The organism is Pseudomonas hefeiensis, assembly GCF_030687835.1.
Lineage (GTDB): Bacteria > Pseudomonadota > Gammaproteobacteria > Pseudomonadales > Pseudomonadaceae > Aquipseudomonas > Aquipseudomonas hefeiensis.
The window spans coordinates 5,333,023-5,346,598 of record NZ_CP117449.1 but is presented as its reverse complement, the minus strand read 5'-3'; the positions used below and the strand labels follow the sequence as shown (position 1 = coordinate 5,346,598).

The following is a 13,576-nucleotide window of genomic DNA, read 5'->3' as shown; positions in this document are numbered from 1 at the left end:
CTTCAGTCAAACATAACCGGCCCGTCGATTTACGGTACGGGGCAGTGCGATAGATATCGAGTGGTTGTTCTGAATCTGGCGAAGTAGGACAATTGCCGGCTTCACGTCACTATCAGCGACCTTGAATGGCCTTCCTTGCACTTGGTATTAACCACAAGACTGCTTCCGTAGACGTCCGCGAGCGCGTGGCCTTTACGCCTGAGCAACTGGTTGAGGCCCTGCAGCAGCTTTGCCGACTCACCGAGAGCCGCGAGGCTGCCATCCTCTCCACCTGCAATCGCAGCGAGCTTTATATAGAGCAGGATCACATTTCGGCCGATACCGTGCTGCGCTGGCTGGCCGAATATCACGGTCTGAGTCTTGAAGAGCTGCGCGCCAGTGCCTATGTGCATGAAGACGATGCGGCCGTTCGTCACATGATGCGCGTCGCCTCCGGGCTCGATTCGCTGGTGCTGGGCGAACCGCAGATTCTCGGCCAGATGAAGTCGGCCTACGCCGTGGCCCGCGAGGCCGGCACCGTCGGCCCTCTGCTCGGGCGCCTGTTCCAGGCCACGTTCAATGCCGCCAAACAGGTGCGCACCGACACGGCCATCGGTGAAAACCCGGTGTCCGTGGCGTTTGCCGCGGTCAGCCTGGCGAAACAGATTTTCAGCGATTTGCAACGCAGCCAGGCGCTGCTGATCGGTGCAGGGGAGACCATCACCTTGGTCGCGCGCCATCTGCACGACCTGGGGGTCAAGCGTATCGTCGTCGCCAATCGCACACTGGAGCGCGCCAGTACCCTGGCCGAGCAGTTCGGCGCCCATGCCGTGCTGCTGTCAGACATCCCGGCCGAGCTGGTACACAGCGACATCGTCATCAGCTCCACCGCCAGCCAGTTGCCGATCCTGGGCAAAGGCGCGGTGGAAAGCGCCTTGAAGTTGCGCAAGCACAAGCCGATTTTCATGGTGGACATTGCCGTTCCCCGGGACATCGAGCCGGAAGTCGGCGAGCTGGACGACGTTTATCTCTACAGTGTCGACGACCTGCACGAAGTGGTCGCCGAGAATCTCAAGAGCCGGCAAGGCGCGGCTCAGGCGGCCGAAGAAATGATCACCATCGGCGCCGAGGATTTCATGGTGCGCCTGCGTGAGCTGGCGGCGGTGGATGTGCTCAAGGCTTATCGTCAGCAAAGCGAACGCCTGCGTGACGAAGAACTGCAGAAGGCCCAGCGCCTGCTGGCAAATGGTGGCAGCGCTGAAGAGGTGCTGGTGCAACTGGCTCGCGGCCTGACCAATAAATTGCTTCACGCGCCCAGTGTCCAGCTTAAGAAGCTGACCGCTGAAGGCCGCCTTGATGCGTTGGCCATGGCTCAGGAACTCTTTGCCCTCGGTGAGGGTTCACCGGATAGCTTTTCGGATAAAAAATCGCAATGAAAGCGTCACTGCTCAATAAGCTGGACATCCTCCAGGACCGTTTCGAAGAATTGACCGCCTTGCTGGGCGATGGCGAAGTCATTTCCGACCAGAACAAGTTCCGCACGTATTCCAAGGAATACGCCGAAGTCGAGCCGATCGTCGCCACCTATAAACAGTTGCTCAAAGTCCAGGGCGATCTTGAAGGCGCCCAGGCGTTGCTCAAGGACAGCGATCCGGACATGCGCGAAATGGCGGTCGAGGAAGTCCGTGAAGCCAAGGAGCAGTTGCTCGAACTGGAAGGCAATCTGCAACGCATGCTGTTGCCCAAGGACCCGAACGACGGTCGCAATGTGTTTCTCGAGATCCGTGCCGGCACTGGCGGCGACGAGGCGGCGATATTCTCCGGTGACCTGTTCCGCATGTATTCACGTTACGCCGAGCGTCGCGGCTGGCGGGTGGAAATCCTCTCGGAGAACGAAGGCGAACACGGCGGCTATAAAGAAGTCATCGCCCGGGTCGAGGGTGACAATGTCTACGGCAAGCTGAAATTCGAATCCGGCGCCCACCGCGTACAGCGTGTACCGGCTACCGAATCTCAAGGGCGCATCCACACTTCGGCTTGCACCGTGGCGGTTTTGCCCGAGCCGGACGAGCAAGAAGCCATCGAGATCAACCCGGCGGACCTGCGGGTCGACACTTACCGCTCCTCGGGCGCGGGTGGCCAGCACGTCAACAAGACCGATTCGGCGATCCGCATCACTCACCTGCCTTCGGGCATCGTGGTTGAGTGCCAGGAAGAACGTTCCCAGCACAAGAACCGTGCGCGTGCGATGTCCTGGCTGTCGGCCAAGCTCAACGACCAGCAGACCAGCGCCGCGGCCAACGCCATCGCCAGCGAACGCAAGCTGCTGGTGGGCTCGGGGGATCGTTCGGAGCGGATCCGTACCTACAACTTCGCCCAGGGCCGGGTCACCGACCATCGAGTCAACCTGACGTTGTATTCGCTCGACGAAATTCTCGCCGGCGGCGTCGATGCGGTGATCGAACCGTTGCTGGCCGAATACCAGGCCGACCAGTTGGCTGCCATTGGCGAGTAAGCACAGGTGAATATATGACCATCATCGCCAGTTTGTTACGCGCCGCCGAGCTGCCGGATTCGCCCACGCCCCGACTGGATGCCGAATTGCTGCTGGCCGCGGCTCTGGGCAAGTCCCGCAGCTTCCTGCACACCTGGCCCGAGCGAATCGTGCCAAGCGAAGCGGCGTTGCTGTTCTCTGAATACCTGCGCCGCCGTCGTTCTGGCGAGCCAGTGGCTTATATCCTCGGGCAGCAAGGCTTCTGGAACCTCGACCTGGAAGTGGCGCCCCACACATTGATTCCGCGTCCCGACACCGAACTGCTGGTGGAAACCGCGTTGGCCTTGCTGCCGGCCACTGCGGCCAGGGTTCTGGATTTGGGCACCGGCAGCGGCGCGATTGCCCTGGCATTGGCCAGCGAGCGCCCGGTCTGGAAAGTCACCGCGGTCGATCGTGTGCTGGAGGCGGTGGCCCTGGCCGAACGCAATCGCCAGCGCCTGGACCTGCGCAACGTCACCGTGCTGAGCAGCCACTGGTTCAGCGCTTTGGACGGCGAGCGTTTTGAGCTGATCATCAGCAACCCGCCGTATATAGCCGCCACTGATCCTCACCTGGCTGAGGGCGACGTACGTTTCGAGCCGGCCAGTGCCCTGGTAGCAGGACACGACGGGCTTGATGATTTGCGCACAATTATCGCCCAGGCCACCGAACATCTTGAAGCGGGCGGCTGGCTGATGCTCGAGCACGGTTACGATCAGGCCGACGCAGTGCGTGATCTGCTGCAAACCCAAAGGTTTGCTGAAGTCCACAGCCGCAAGGACCTGGGTGGGCATGAACGTATCAGCCTGGGGCGCCTGCCGTGCTGAACGATCTCAGGAGCTGTTGCGTTATAGCCGGCAGATTCTGTTGCAGCACGTCGACATCGACGGGCAACTGCGACTCAAGCACAGCCGCGTATTGATCATCGGCCTGGGCGGCCTCGGTGCTCCGGTGGCGCTGTACCTGGCCGCAGCCGGCGTTGGTGAATTGCACCTGGCGGATTTTGACACGGTCGACCTGACCAACTTGCAACGCCAGATCATCCACGACACCGACAGTGTGGGCCTGAGCAAGGTCGATTCGGCGATGCGCCGCCTGACGGCGCTCAACCCCGAAATCAGGCTGGTGCCTCACCCGCAGGCGATGGACGAAGACAGCCTGTCTGCTGCAGTCGCAGCGGTGGATGTGGTGCTGGACTGTTGCGACAATTTCTCCACCCGCGAAGCGGTGAACGCGGCGTGTGTCACGGCAGGCAAACCGCTGGTCAGCGGTGCGGCGATTCGCCTGGAAGGGCAGTTGTCGGTGTTTGATCCGCGCCGTCCCGAAAGCCCCTGCTATCACTGCCTCTATGGCCACGGCAGTGAAGCCGAGTTGACCTGCAGCGAAGCCGGTGTGCTCGGGCCGCTGGTGGGGCTGGTGGGCAGCCTGCAAGCGCTTGAAGCCTTGAAGCTGTTGGCCGGCTTCGGTGAGCCATTGGTCGGGCGGCTGCTGTTGATCGACGCCTTGGGTAGCCGTTTTCGTGAACTGAGGGTCAAGCGTGATCCGGGGTGTAGCGTCTGTGGTGGTAGCCAGCATGAGTGAAGCGCCGGTCGGTGTGTTCGACTCGGGTGTTGGCGGGCTGTCGGTGCTGGGGGAGATCCGTCGGTTGTTACCCAATGAGTCACTGCTCTACGTCGCAGACTGCGGGCACATTCCCTACGGCGAGAAAACCCCGGAATTCATCCGGCAGCGCTGCGCGATCATTGCCGACTTTCTCCATCAGCAGGGCGCCAAGGCGCTGGTGGTGGCTTGCAATACCGCAACGGTCGCCGGGGTCGCCGATTTGCGTCGCGATTACCCCCACTGGCCCATCGTCGGTATGGAACCGGCGGTCAAACCGGCGGCCGCCGCCACCCGAAGTGGCATTGTCGGCGTGTTGGCCACCACCGGCACATTGCAGAGCGCCAAATTTGCCGCATTACTTGATCGGTTCGCCACCGATGTACGGGTGGTCACCCAGCCGTGCCCTGGGCTGGTCGAGCTGATTGAGGCGGGCGATCTTCACAGCCCGGCCCTGCGTCAATTGCTGCAGGGTTATGTCGAACCGTTGCTGGCCGCCGGCTGCGACACGCTGATCCTGGGTTGCACGCACTATCCGTTTCTCAAGCCATTGCTCAAAAAAATGGTCCCCGCGCACATCAGCCTGATCGACACGGGTGCCGCCGTCGCTCGGCAACTTCAACGCCTGCTGACCGAGCGCGGACTCCTGGCCACCGGCCCCGTCAGCGAAACCCAATTCTGGAGTAGCGCGGATCCGATACATTTAAGAAAAATCCTACCGGCGCTATGGCATTCGTCTGGCATTGTGCGAAGCTTCAGCCTGTAAAAAAACACGAAAAATACCTAAATCGGGCTGAACTTCTGTTTTAACGCGGATTTCTATAGCTTTGTCTGTTTGTAACAAAACTAACTAAGTCTGTTCGGAAAAGGATGTTTCTAATGAAGCGTTTATTCTGCTTGGCTGCACTTGCGGCTGCATTGTTGGGGCACACTTACACCGCACAAGCGGCGGGTGTGGAGTTTGGGGTGGGCCAGACCGGCGAGTCGACCATGACCTATCGCTTGGGCATGCAGTTCGACTGGGACAAGAGTTGGTGGCAGAGCGACGTCGGTCGCCTGACCGGCTACTGGAGCGGTGCGTATACGTACTGGGAGGGTGATGAGGCATCCAGCAACCACAGCCTGTCGTTCTCGCCAGTCTTTGTGTATGAGTTTGCCGGGCAGAACGTAAAACCCTACATCGAAGCGGGTATCGGTGTAGCGTTATTCGAGAACACCCAAGTTGAAAACAACCAACTGGGTACCGCTTTCCAGTTCGAGGATCGCATAGGTCTGGGGCTGCGCTTCAATGGCGGACATGAAGTGGGTATTCGCGCCACTCATTACTCCAACGCCGGCATCAAGTCGACCAACGACGGTGTTGAAAGCTACGCGCTGCACTACACGATGCCGCTGTAACACCTAAGTCCTGTGGGAGCGGGCTTGCTCGCGAAGGCGTTGGGTCAGGCACTCTCATATTGACTGATCCAACGCCTTCGCGAGCAAGCCCGCTCCCACAGTCAGTGTCTTGGTTGGCTACCGATACGCCGTCGCAATCCCCTTGCGTTCTTCAATGCATTCCGGTGCGCCCATCTCGAACTCGCGGCAGATCAACGGGCGTTTTTCGTAGATCGTGCACATCATGCTGTCGCGATCCAGCGCCGCGCACCAGCCATCATCGAGCCGCAACATCACTTCCCCGCCCCATTCGTCCGTGTCGATAAAGCGTTCAGGCACGCCAGTGTCAGTGATCAACATCACTTCCAACTGGCAGCAGCACGCCGCGCACGTCGAACAAGTGACGGCAGGCAGGGGGATTTGATGAACAGGGATGGTTTTCATGGCGCGCAGTGTAAGGCAACCGGGCCCTTCAGGGTTGGCCCTTGATCGGGCACCCGTTCCCCGCTTTATTTGAGTTGACGTCAGTGAGCATCGACTCGGGCGATGAAGGTAGAGGCCAGAGTGCGGTCATGGACGAAACGGGGAGCGCCACTTCACGGGGGCGCTCGGCCAGTTGTGTCAGCACGTGATGGGCCGCCGTTTCGGCCGTCCACTGGACTGGAGCCGGAAAACAATCATCGAGGCTGCGCGCAGGGCCATCGAAGCCGGGGTGGACCAGCGTCACGTCGATGCCCTTGGCCGCGAGGTCGACGCGAGCCGACTCGAACAGAAAACGCATCCCTTTGCCATCGGCCTCGGCATACGACGGTGGCAAGTAAGTCGCCGGGCTGGCGATACCCACCAGATGAGACATGTTGCCTGCGCGCAGCAGTGGCAGGGCAGTGCGAATGCAGAGGCTGGCGGCCATCAGATTGCTGCGCACGATGTGTTCGATGATCAGGGGGGCGGCGGGCTGGCCGTCGATGTATTCGGCTGATCCGGCGTTGAGAATCACGGTGTCCAGCGAGCCCCACTGCCGGGCAATCTGTTCGCCGATCTCGCGTACAGTCTGGCTGTCGGTCAAGTTGCCAGGCACTGCCAGTACTTGGCCCGGATAATGCGCCGAAAGGTATTCGCACGAGCGTGACGAGCGCGAACTAACGGCCAGGTGCGCACCAGTTTTGAGTATCGCCTCGGCCAGCGCCGCGCCGACGCCGTTGCCGGCACCGGTTAGCCAATAGCGTTTTCGAGTTTCCAGGCCCATTCCACACTCCTTTCGACCGGCAGCGCGCACGTTTGATTAAAACTGTATGGCTGCATGGTTGAAATTGCATCCTGCGTCAGCAAATTTTCTGTTCGCTGACCGCCCCACTGTTCAACTTCACGTTTGTCGCGTTGGCAGGTTTCTGAACGCCTGCAATGCACGCGCCCGGGACTGACTCAAGTTGACAATCGCGGGAGGGTAATCCGCCGCGTCAAACAATCCTCCCTGCATGTTTGGGTTATGGACCTGTTGCTTGTCAAGATCGTTCAGTTCAGGTAACCAGCGTTTTATGAACAATCCTTCGCGGTCGAATTTTTCCGATTGACTCAAGGGGTTGAAGATCCGGAACCAGGGCGCCGAGTCCGTCCCGGTCGAGGCGCTCCACTGCCAGCCTCCGTTGTTGGCGGCCAGGTCGCCGTCGATCAGGTGTTGCATGAAAAAGCGTTCACCCTCGCGCCAGTCGATCAGCAGGTTCTTGGTCAGGAACATCGCCACCACCATCCGCAAACGGTTGTGCATCCAGCCGGTTTCCAGCAGTTGGCGCATGGCCGCGTCGATGATTGGCAGGCCAGTGCGTGCCTGCTTCCAGGCCGCTAGTTCTTCGGGGGCATTGCGCCAAGTCAGTGCTTCGGTTTCCGGGCGGAACGCGCGATGACGGGAGACGCGTGGATAACCCACCAAAATGTGTTTATAGAACTCGCGCCAGAGCAATTCATTGATCCATGTCACAGCGCCGACGCTTCCGCTCTCGAATTCACCCTGGTTGGCCTGCAGCGCCGCGTGCAGGCATTGGCGCGGCGATATCACGCCGGCCACCAGGTAAGCCGAGAGCTGGCTGGTGCCTGGTCTGGCGGGAAAATCCCGTTCGCTCTGGTAGTCATCGAGGTGTTGTTCGGCGAAGGTGTCCAGGCGCCGTCGGGCTTCGTTTTCACCGGCTGGCCAGAGGGCTCGCAGCGTTTCGCTCGCAGGCGAGAAGCCTTCGACTTGGGTGGGCACCGGGTCGCTGATAATACCGGTGGGCGCCTGCCGGGGAGGCGTGGCGACCAGGCTCGGCAGCGAAAAGTGCAGGCGGCTGTAACAGACCTTGCGGAACTGGCTGAACACTTGGAAATAGGTGCCGGTTTTGGTCAGCACACTGCCGGGTTTGAACAGCAACTGGTCGAGGTGACTGTGAAACTCGATGCCCTGGCCCTGCAATGTCCGGGCAACTTCAGCATCGCGGTGGGTTTCGTTCAAGCCGTACTCTTCATTGACATGGACGGCGTCGATTTCCAGCTCGTGGCACAGTGAGAGCAGAATCTGCGGTGCCTGATCCCAACGCGGTGCGTGGCGGATCAGCAGCGGGATGTTCAACTCCCCCAAGGCAGTGCTCAACGAGGTGAGGTTACGCAGCCAAAAGTCGATTTTGCACGGCGCATCGTCATGCGCGCGCCATTGTTCCGGGCTCGGCAGGTACACCGCCACACAAGGTCCCTGGGCTGCTGCGGTGGCGAGGGCAGTGTTATCGTGCAGGCGCAGGTCGCTGCGCAGCCAGATCAGTTGCGTGCGGTTTTTCATTCAAATAAGTTCTCTGCGGCTCAGTTCGCGGTAAGCCGATAACGGATCTTCGGCCCAAGTAAGGTTCTCGGTCGAGACGCCTGTGGATAACCTGGCGTGATGGATCGACGCGGCCGGGCCGGCGATGATGATCGGGCAATCAACCCCGCTGAGCAGTTTCGGCAGTTGGGACAAGTTCAGTGCGTTACTGGAATACAGCAGCACCCCGCGGGCCTTGAGGCGTTCGACGGCCAAAGCCAGTTCGCCTGCGGGGATCGGCCCGTCGAACACTTCCACCGGACAATCGGCGCTGCTGGCCAGCCAGGCGCTTAGCCACAAGTGAGGTTCCAGCGGCAGGTCCGACTGGTTGACCAGCAGCAACGGCGCACCGCGCAACTGACGATTGTTGTGGTAGATCCGACTGCCGAATTTGCTGCGCAGCCAGGAGTACAGAAATACCCGTTCCAACTGCGCACCAAACTGGCCCTGCCAGCGCACGTGCAGTTCGGCGAGCAAGGGTAAGAGCAGTTGTTCACACACGGTCCAGGGCGGATAAAGCGCCATTGCCTGGTTGACCAGGTCATCGACCTGACGCTCAGCCAGTTGTGTGACCGCCAGCAGCAGAGCGTGGCGCTGGCGCTGCCAATCGTTTTCCAGAGGTTCGCTGGGCGGCTGCGGCGTGTCGAGCAGCGGTTTTATCTTGCTCACCGCCACCCCGCGATCAATCCAGGTGAGGATGCTCAAAATACGTTGCACATGTTCGGCATTGAACAGTCGGTGACCCTTGGGTGTGCGGTGCGGCACGATCAGGCCGTAACGGCGCTCCCAGGCTCTTAGTGTGACGGCATTGACGCCGGTTTGTCGGGCGACTTCGCGTATGGGCAGCCAACCCTGCGCCAGGGCTTTGGCGAAGTCGGCACCCAGGTCTTCGCTGGCGCTGGAATCAGGTTCGTTTTTCATCAAATGGCATTTCGCAGACTGAGGTTTTCCGGGTGCGGCTGCAGGTAGACCTGCTGCGCCAAATAGGGGTCGGGATGCAGGCGCAAGTGATGCTTGAGCAAGGTCAGCGGAACCACCAAGGGTACGATGCCGAGGCGGTATTGCCCGATGAGGTGTTGCACTTCCTGCTTGTCCTCGGCGTTGATGGCACGTTTGAGGTACCCGCTCAGGTGTTGCAGCACATTAGTGTGAGTGCGGCGGGTGGCGCATTTTTTCAAGGCGGCCATCAACGCACTGAAATAGCGCGTGCCCAGCTCGTCAGGGTCGGCCTTGCCCATGTTGCCCAGCAGGTTGCCCAAGGCCTTGTATTGCACCGGGTTATGGGCCATCAACAGATATTTGTAGCGCGAGTGAAAGTGGATCAAGTCACGGCGTGTCAGGCCTTGGCGGCGCAACGGCTGCCAGGCCGCGTAGGCAAATACCCGGGTCAGAAAATTTTCTCGCAGCACCGGGTCGTTCAGGCGACCGTCTTCTTCTACCGGCAAGTCGGGGTGACGCTCGCAAAACGCCCGGGCATAGATACCGCGACCGCCGCCGTCCTGGGGCACGCTGTTGTGATCGTAGACCTTGACCCGCTCCAGTCCGCAGGACGGCGATTTCTGCATGAAGATGTAGCCGCAAATGTCATCCAGTTCCTCGGCCATCTGCTGTCCGTAGTCGGCCAATGGCCGGGTCACATTGAGGTCCTGCCTGACCGTGCCAACCGCGTCGGGCCGTTCGGGATTGCCCACCAACCGGATCGGCTCGCGAGGGATGCCCAGGCCAATGGCGACTTCAGGGCAGACCGGCACGAAGTCGAAGTAATCAACCAAGGTGCGGCTGCATAGCTGCGATTGCTTGTGTCCGCCGTTGAAGCGAACTTCAGCGCCCATCAGGCAGGCGCTGATGGCGATTTTCGGTTTGATGACCGCTTCGTGGGGCATGGGCGACCTCTGATTACTAAAACTTGTACATAAAATTACTTATGTACAATATTTTCATAATAGGTCCGAACGAGCGCAAGTCAACCGGTTTTATGTGTGGGGGTGATGGCGTTTTATCGAAGGCAGGCTGCTGTCTGTTTTGACAGCAGCGGATGGCGCAGGGTGACGCGGTTTATTGCAGGCTGGCGTGCAGACGGCGTGCGGCTTCCTGGCCACTGAGCCACGCGCCTTCGACACGGCCGGACAGGCACCAGTCGCCACAGACATACAAGCCCAGGTCGGCATCGGCCAGGGCGCCCCACTCATGGTTGCCAGCGGGACGGGCGTAAAGCCAGCGATGGGCCACGCTGAAGCTGGGGGCTGGCATTGCACTGTGCAGCAGTTCTGCAAATGCGCCGTGCAGGTGTTCGATCACCGCTTCCTTGGCCATATCGATGTGTTGCCGGCTCCAGTCGCTGGTGGCGTGCAGCACCCAAGTGTCGAGCGTGCTGTCGCGTCCCGGTTTGCTGCGGTTGCGAGCCAGCCAATCGAGGGCGCTGTCCTGGACGAAGCAACCTTCCATGGACGTATCCAGCGGGGTTTCGAAGGCCAGGGCTACGGCCCAGGTCGGGTCCATCTTCACGCCCGCCGCCACTGCGGCCAGCTTAGGCACGGCCGCCAGCAATGCGGTGGCCTGGGGCGCGGGCGTGGCGATCACCACCTGGCCGAAGGGGCCGTGGGTGAAGCCTTCCGCGTCCTGCAAGTGCCAATGTTCCTGGCCGCGATACACCTCGGTGATACGGCAGGAGAACTGTACCTGCAACTCGCCAAGCAGGGCGCGGGTGATGGCGCTCATGCGCGGAGTGCCGACCCAGCGGGTCTGTTCGTCCGGCGACGGGCTCAGTTGCCCATCCTTGAAGTGATACAGCTGAGGAGTCCATTCCGCCGCCCAGCCCTTGGCTTGCCAACGCTGGACCTCCATGACGAAGCGGCGATCGCGAGCGGTGAAGTACTGCGCGCCCATGTCCAGTGCGCCGGCATCACTGCGTTTGCTGGCCATGCGTCCGCCACTGCCATGGCTTTTATCGAAGAGTTGAACGACATGCCCGGCCTCCGTCAGGGCCTGAGCGGCTGAAAGTCCGGCGATGCCGGTGCCGATGATTGCGATAGGTACAGTCATGAGGGCCTCGTTTACCTTTCTGTACAGACTACGCCGTCGTTTAAACCTGTACAATTCGGATTTTTGGTATAGGTTTTACCGTTCGCGTTTCGACAGGTTGTCCTATTGTTAAACACAGACCCTGCCTGATACGAAAATTCCCTGCTTATAAAAATAGACTAATGGGCCGGGTAAAATGCGATGCGAGGAACACCTCATGCACATATTGCTGACCGGCGGTACTGGTTTGATCGGACGTCAGCTCTGCCACCACTGGTTGGAGCAGGGCCATCGCTTGACGGTGTGGAGTCGTCGACCCGAAGAAGTGGCAAAAATCTGCGGCGCGCAGGCGCGGGGCGTCGCCAGGCTCGACGAAATTACCGAGCCGGTGGACGCGGTGGTCAACCTCGCGGGGGCGCCGATTGCGGATCGACCCTGGAGCCACAAACGCAAGATGTTGTTGTGGAGCAGTCGCATCACCCTGACAGAAGTATTGCTGGCATGGCTGGAGCGTTGCGAACAAAAACCTGGGCTGTTGATTTCCGGTTCCGCGGTGGGGTGGTACGGCGACGGTGGCGAGCGTGAGCTGACCGAGGAGTCGGGCCCGGTGAGCGAGGACTTCGCCAGCCAGTTGTGCATCGCCTGGGAGGAAACCGCGCAGCGAGCCGAGGCCATGGGCATACGCGTGGTACTGGTTCGCACCGGCCTGGTCCTGTCGGCCGAGGGCGGCTTTTTGTCGCGCCTGCTGCTGCCGTTCAAACTGGCGCTGGGCGGGCGTATTGGCAATGGTCGGCAATGGATGCCATGGATTCACATTGCCGATCAAATCGCTCTGATTGATTTTCTTCTGCATCGCGATGAGGCCAGCGGTCCCTATAATGCCTGCGCGCCGAACCCGGTGCGCAACCGCGATTTTGCCAAGGCCCTGGGGCGCGTGTTGCATCGGCCGGCCGTGGTGCCGATGCCGGAGCTGGTGCTGAAGGTCGCACTGGGAGAATTGTCATTGCTGTTGCTGGGCGGCCAGCGCGCAACACCGGCCCGATTGCAGGCGGCGGGTTTCACTTTCCGGTTCACTGATTTGCATGCGGCTCTCGACGACTTGTCGGACCGCCTTTGAAATAGGACGTTGCATGACCGATCACGCGTTGCTTCTGGTGAATCTGGGTTCGCCTGCTTCCACTTCGGTGGCCGATGTGCGCCGCTACCTCAATCAGTTTCTGATGGACCCTTACGTCATCGACCTGCCATGGCCGGTGCGGCGCTTGCTGGTGTCGCTGATCCTGATCAAGCGCCCCGAGCAATCGGCCCACGCCTATGCGTCGATCTGGTGGGAGGACGGCTCGCCGCTGGTGGTGCTCAGCCGTCGCTTGCAGCAAGCCATGACTGCGCAATGGACCCAGGGGCCGGTTGAACTGGCGATGCGTTATGGCGAACCGTCCATTGAATCGACGCTGGTGCGCCTGGCAAGCCAGGGCCACAAGAAGATCACGTTGGCGCCTCTGTATCCGCAATTTGCTGACAGCACGGTTACCACGGTGATCGAAGAAGCCAAGCGGGTGGTGCGCGAGAAGAAGCTCAATGTGCAGTTTTCGATTCTCCAGCCGTTTTACGATCAGCCGGAATACCTCGACGCCCTGGTTGCCAGCGCCAAGCCGTATCTGATGCAGGACTACGACCATTTGCTGTTGAGCTTCCATGGTTTGCCGGAGCGGCACCTGACCAAGCTCGATCCCACGGGTTTTCATTGCTTCAAGGACGCTGATTGCTGCAAAAACGCGCCGCCTGAAGTCATGGCTACGTGTTACCGCGCGCAATGCATTCGCACCGCCGACCTGTTCGCCCAGCGCATGGGGCTCAAGGATGGCCAATGGTCAGTGTCGTTCCAGTCGCGACTGGGGCGCGCCAAGTGGATTGAACCCTACACCGAAGCGCGCCTGGATGAACTGGCCAAAAGCGGCGTGAAAAAAGTGCTGGTGATGTGCCCGGCGTTCGTGGCCGACTGCATCGAAACCCTGGAAGAAATCGGTGATCGCGGACGCGAGCAGTTTCGTGAGGCGGGCGGGGAGGAGTTAGTGCTGGTGCCGTGTCTCAATGATGATGCGCAGTGGGCGCAGGCGTTGAGCACCCTGTGCGAGCGGGCGCCCATAGCTCTGTAAACCTCGAAAAGCATCGCGGGCAAGCCTTGCTCCCACAGGTTTCGAGTGGTCCATACTTAAGGGGCCAAGACAAAATCTGTGGGAGCAAGG

The 13,576-nt window shown here is 60.5% G+C and carries 14 protein-coding genes; 8 read left to right on the top strand and 6 right to left on the bottom strand.

Annotated elements, in window-relative coordinates:
* Positions 1–125: 125 nt before the first annotated feature.
* The 6 genes from hemA (at position 126) to PSH57_RS24065 (ending at position 5,509) form a co-directional block, all read left to right on the top strand.
* Positions 126–1,415 carry a glutamyl-tRNA reductase gene (gene hemA, locus PSH57_RS24090; RefSeq protein ID WP_305385885.1) on the top strand — a complete coding sequence of 430 codons (1,290 nt, stop codon included), beginning with the start codon at positions 126–128 and terminating at the stop codon, positions 1,413–1,415.
* Entirely contained in the window at positions 1,412–2,494 is a 1,083-nt protein-coding gene (prfA, locus tag PSH57_RS24085; protein ID WP_305385884.1) for a peptide chain release factor 1, read from the top strand. The genes hemA and prfA overlap by 4 nt, the downstream gene beginning before the upstream one ends.
* Positions 2,495–2,508: 14 nt before the next feature.
* Positions 2,509–3,339 (top strand): peptide chain release factor N(5)-glutamine methyltransferase, encoded by an 831-nt coding sequence (prmC, locus tag PSH57_RS24080; RefSeq protein ID WP_305385883.1) that lies wholly within the window; start codon positions 2,509–2,511, stop codon positions 3,337–3,339.
* Positions 3,305–4,093 (top strand): molybdopterin-synthase adenylyltransferase MoeB, encoded by a 789-nt coding sequence (locus PSH57_RS24075; protein ID WP_305444766.1) that lies wholly within the window; start codon positions 3,305–3,307, stop codon positions 4,091–4,093. Before prmC ends, PSH57_RS24075 begins: the two co-directional genes overlap by 35 nt.
* The gene (gene murI, locus PSH57_RS24070) at positions 4,086–4,877 is read left to right on the top strand and encodes a glutamate racemase (RefSeq protein ID WP_305385881.1); all 792 of its coding nucleotides are present in this window, start codon (positions 4,086–4,088) and stop codon (positions 4,875–4,877) included. The genes PSH57_RS24075 and murI overlap by 8 nt, the downstream gene beginning before the upstream one ends.
* Before the next feature lie 113 nt (positions 4,878–4,990).
* Positions 4,991–5,509, top strand: coding sequence for an acyloxyacyl hydrolase (locus PSH57_RS24065; RefSeq protein WP_305385880.1), 519 nt, complete (start codon positions 4,991–4,993; stop codon positions 5,507–5,509).
* A gap of 117 nt (positions 5,510–5,626) precedes the next feature.
* On the opposite strand, the gene PSH57_RS24060 is transcribed toward PSH57_RS24065, so the two are convergent.
* The 6 genes from PSH57_RS24060 to PSH57_RS24035 form a co-directional block, all read right to left on the bottom strand.
* Positions 5,627–5,932 carry a YkgJ family cysteine cluster protein gene (locus PSH57_RS24060; protein ID WP_305385879.1) on the bottom strand — a complete coding sequence of 102 codons (306 nt, stop codon included), beginning with the start codon at positions 5,930–5,932 and terminating at the stop codon, positions 5,627–5,629.
* 28 nt (positions 5,933–5,960) lie between these two features.
* Positions 5,961–6,734, bottom strand: a complete 774-nt coding sequence (locus tag PSH57_RS24055) for an SDR family NAD(P)-dependent oxidoreductase (RefSeq protein ID WP_305385878.1) — start codon at positions 6,732–6,734, stop codon at positions 5,961–5,963.
* 117 nt (positions 6,735–6,851) lie between these two features.
* Positions 6,852–8,291, bottom strand: a complete 1,440-nt coding sequence (gene phrB / locus PSH57_RS24050) for a deoxyribodipyrimidine photo-lyase (RefSeq protein WP_305385877.1) — start codon at positions 8,289–8,291, stop codon at positions 6,852–6,854.
* Positions 8,292–9,230: a MerR family transcriptional regulator gene (locus PSH57_RS24045; protein ID WP_305385876.1), complete on the bottom strand. Its 939-nt coding sequence runs from the start codon at positions 9,228–9,230 to the stop codon at positions 8,292–8,294.
* On the bottom strand, positions 9,230–10,192 hold the full coding sequence (locus PSH57_RS24040; protein ID WP_305385875.1) for a YbgA family protein: 963 nt from the start codon (positions 10,190–10,192) through the stop codon (positions 9,230–9,232). The genes PSH57_RS24045 and PSH57_RS24040 overlap by 1 nt, the downstream gene beginning before the upstream one ends.
* Positions 10,193–10,364: 172 nt before the next feature.
* Complete coding sequence (locus PSH57_RS24035) at positions 10,365–11,351, bottom strand: NAD(P)/FAD-dependent oxidoreductase (RefSeq protein WP_305385874.1); 987 nt, start codon at positions 11,349–11,351, stop codon at positions 10,365–10,367.
* Positions 11,352–11,547: 196 nt separating this feature from the next.
* Here PSH57_RS24035 and PSH57_RS24030 point away from each other — a divergent pair, with 196 nt between their 5' ends.
* Both PSH57_RS24030 and hemH read left to right on the top strand, forming a co-directional pair.
* A complete protein-coding gene (locus tag PSH57_RS24030) occupies positions 11,548–12,447 on the top strand; it encodes a TIGR01777 family oxidoreductase (RefSeq protein WP_305385873.1) in 900 nt (299 codons plus the stop codon).
* A 13-nt stretch (positions 12,448–12,460) separates the two neighbouring features.
* Positions 12,461–13,486 carry a ferrochelatase gene (gene hemH, locus PSH57_RS24025; RefSeq protein ID WP_305385872.1) on the top strand — a complete coding sequence of 342 codons (1,026 nt, stop codon included), beginning with the start codon at positions 12,461–12,463 and terminating at the stop codon, positions 13,484–13,486.
* The last annotated feature ends 90 nt before the right edge of the window (positions 13,487–13,576 follow it).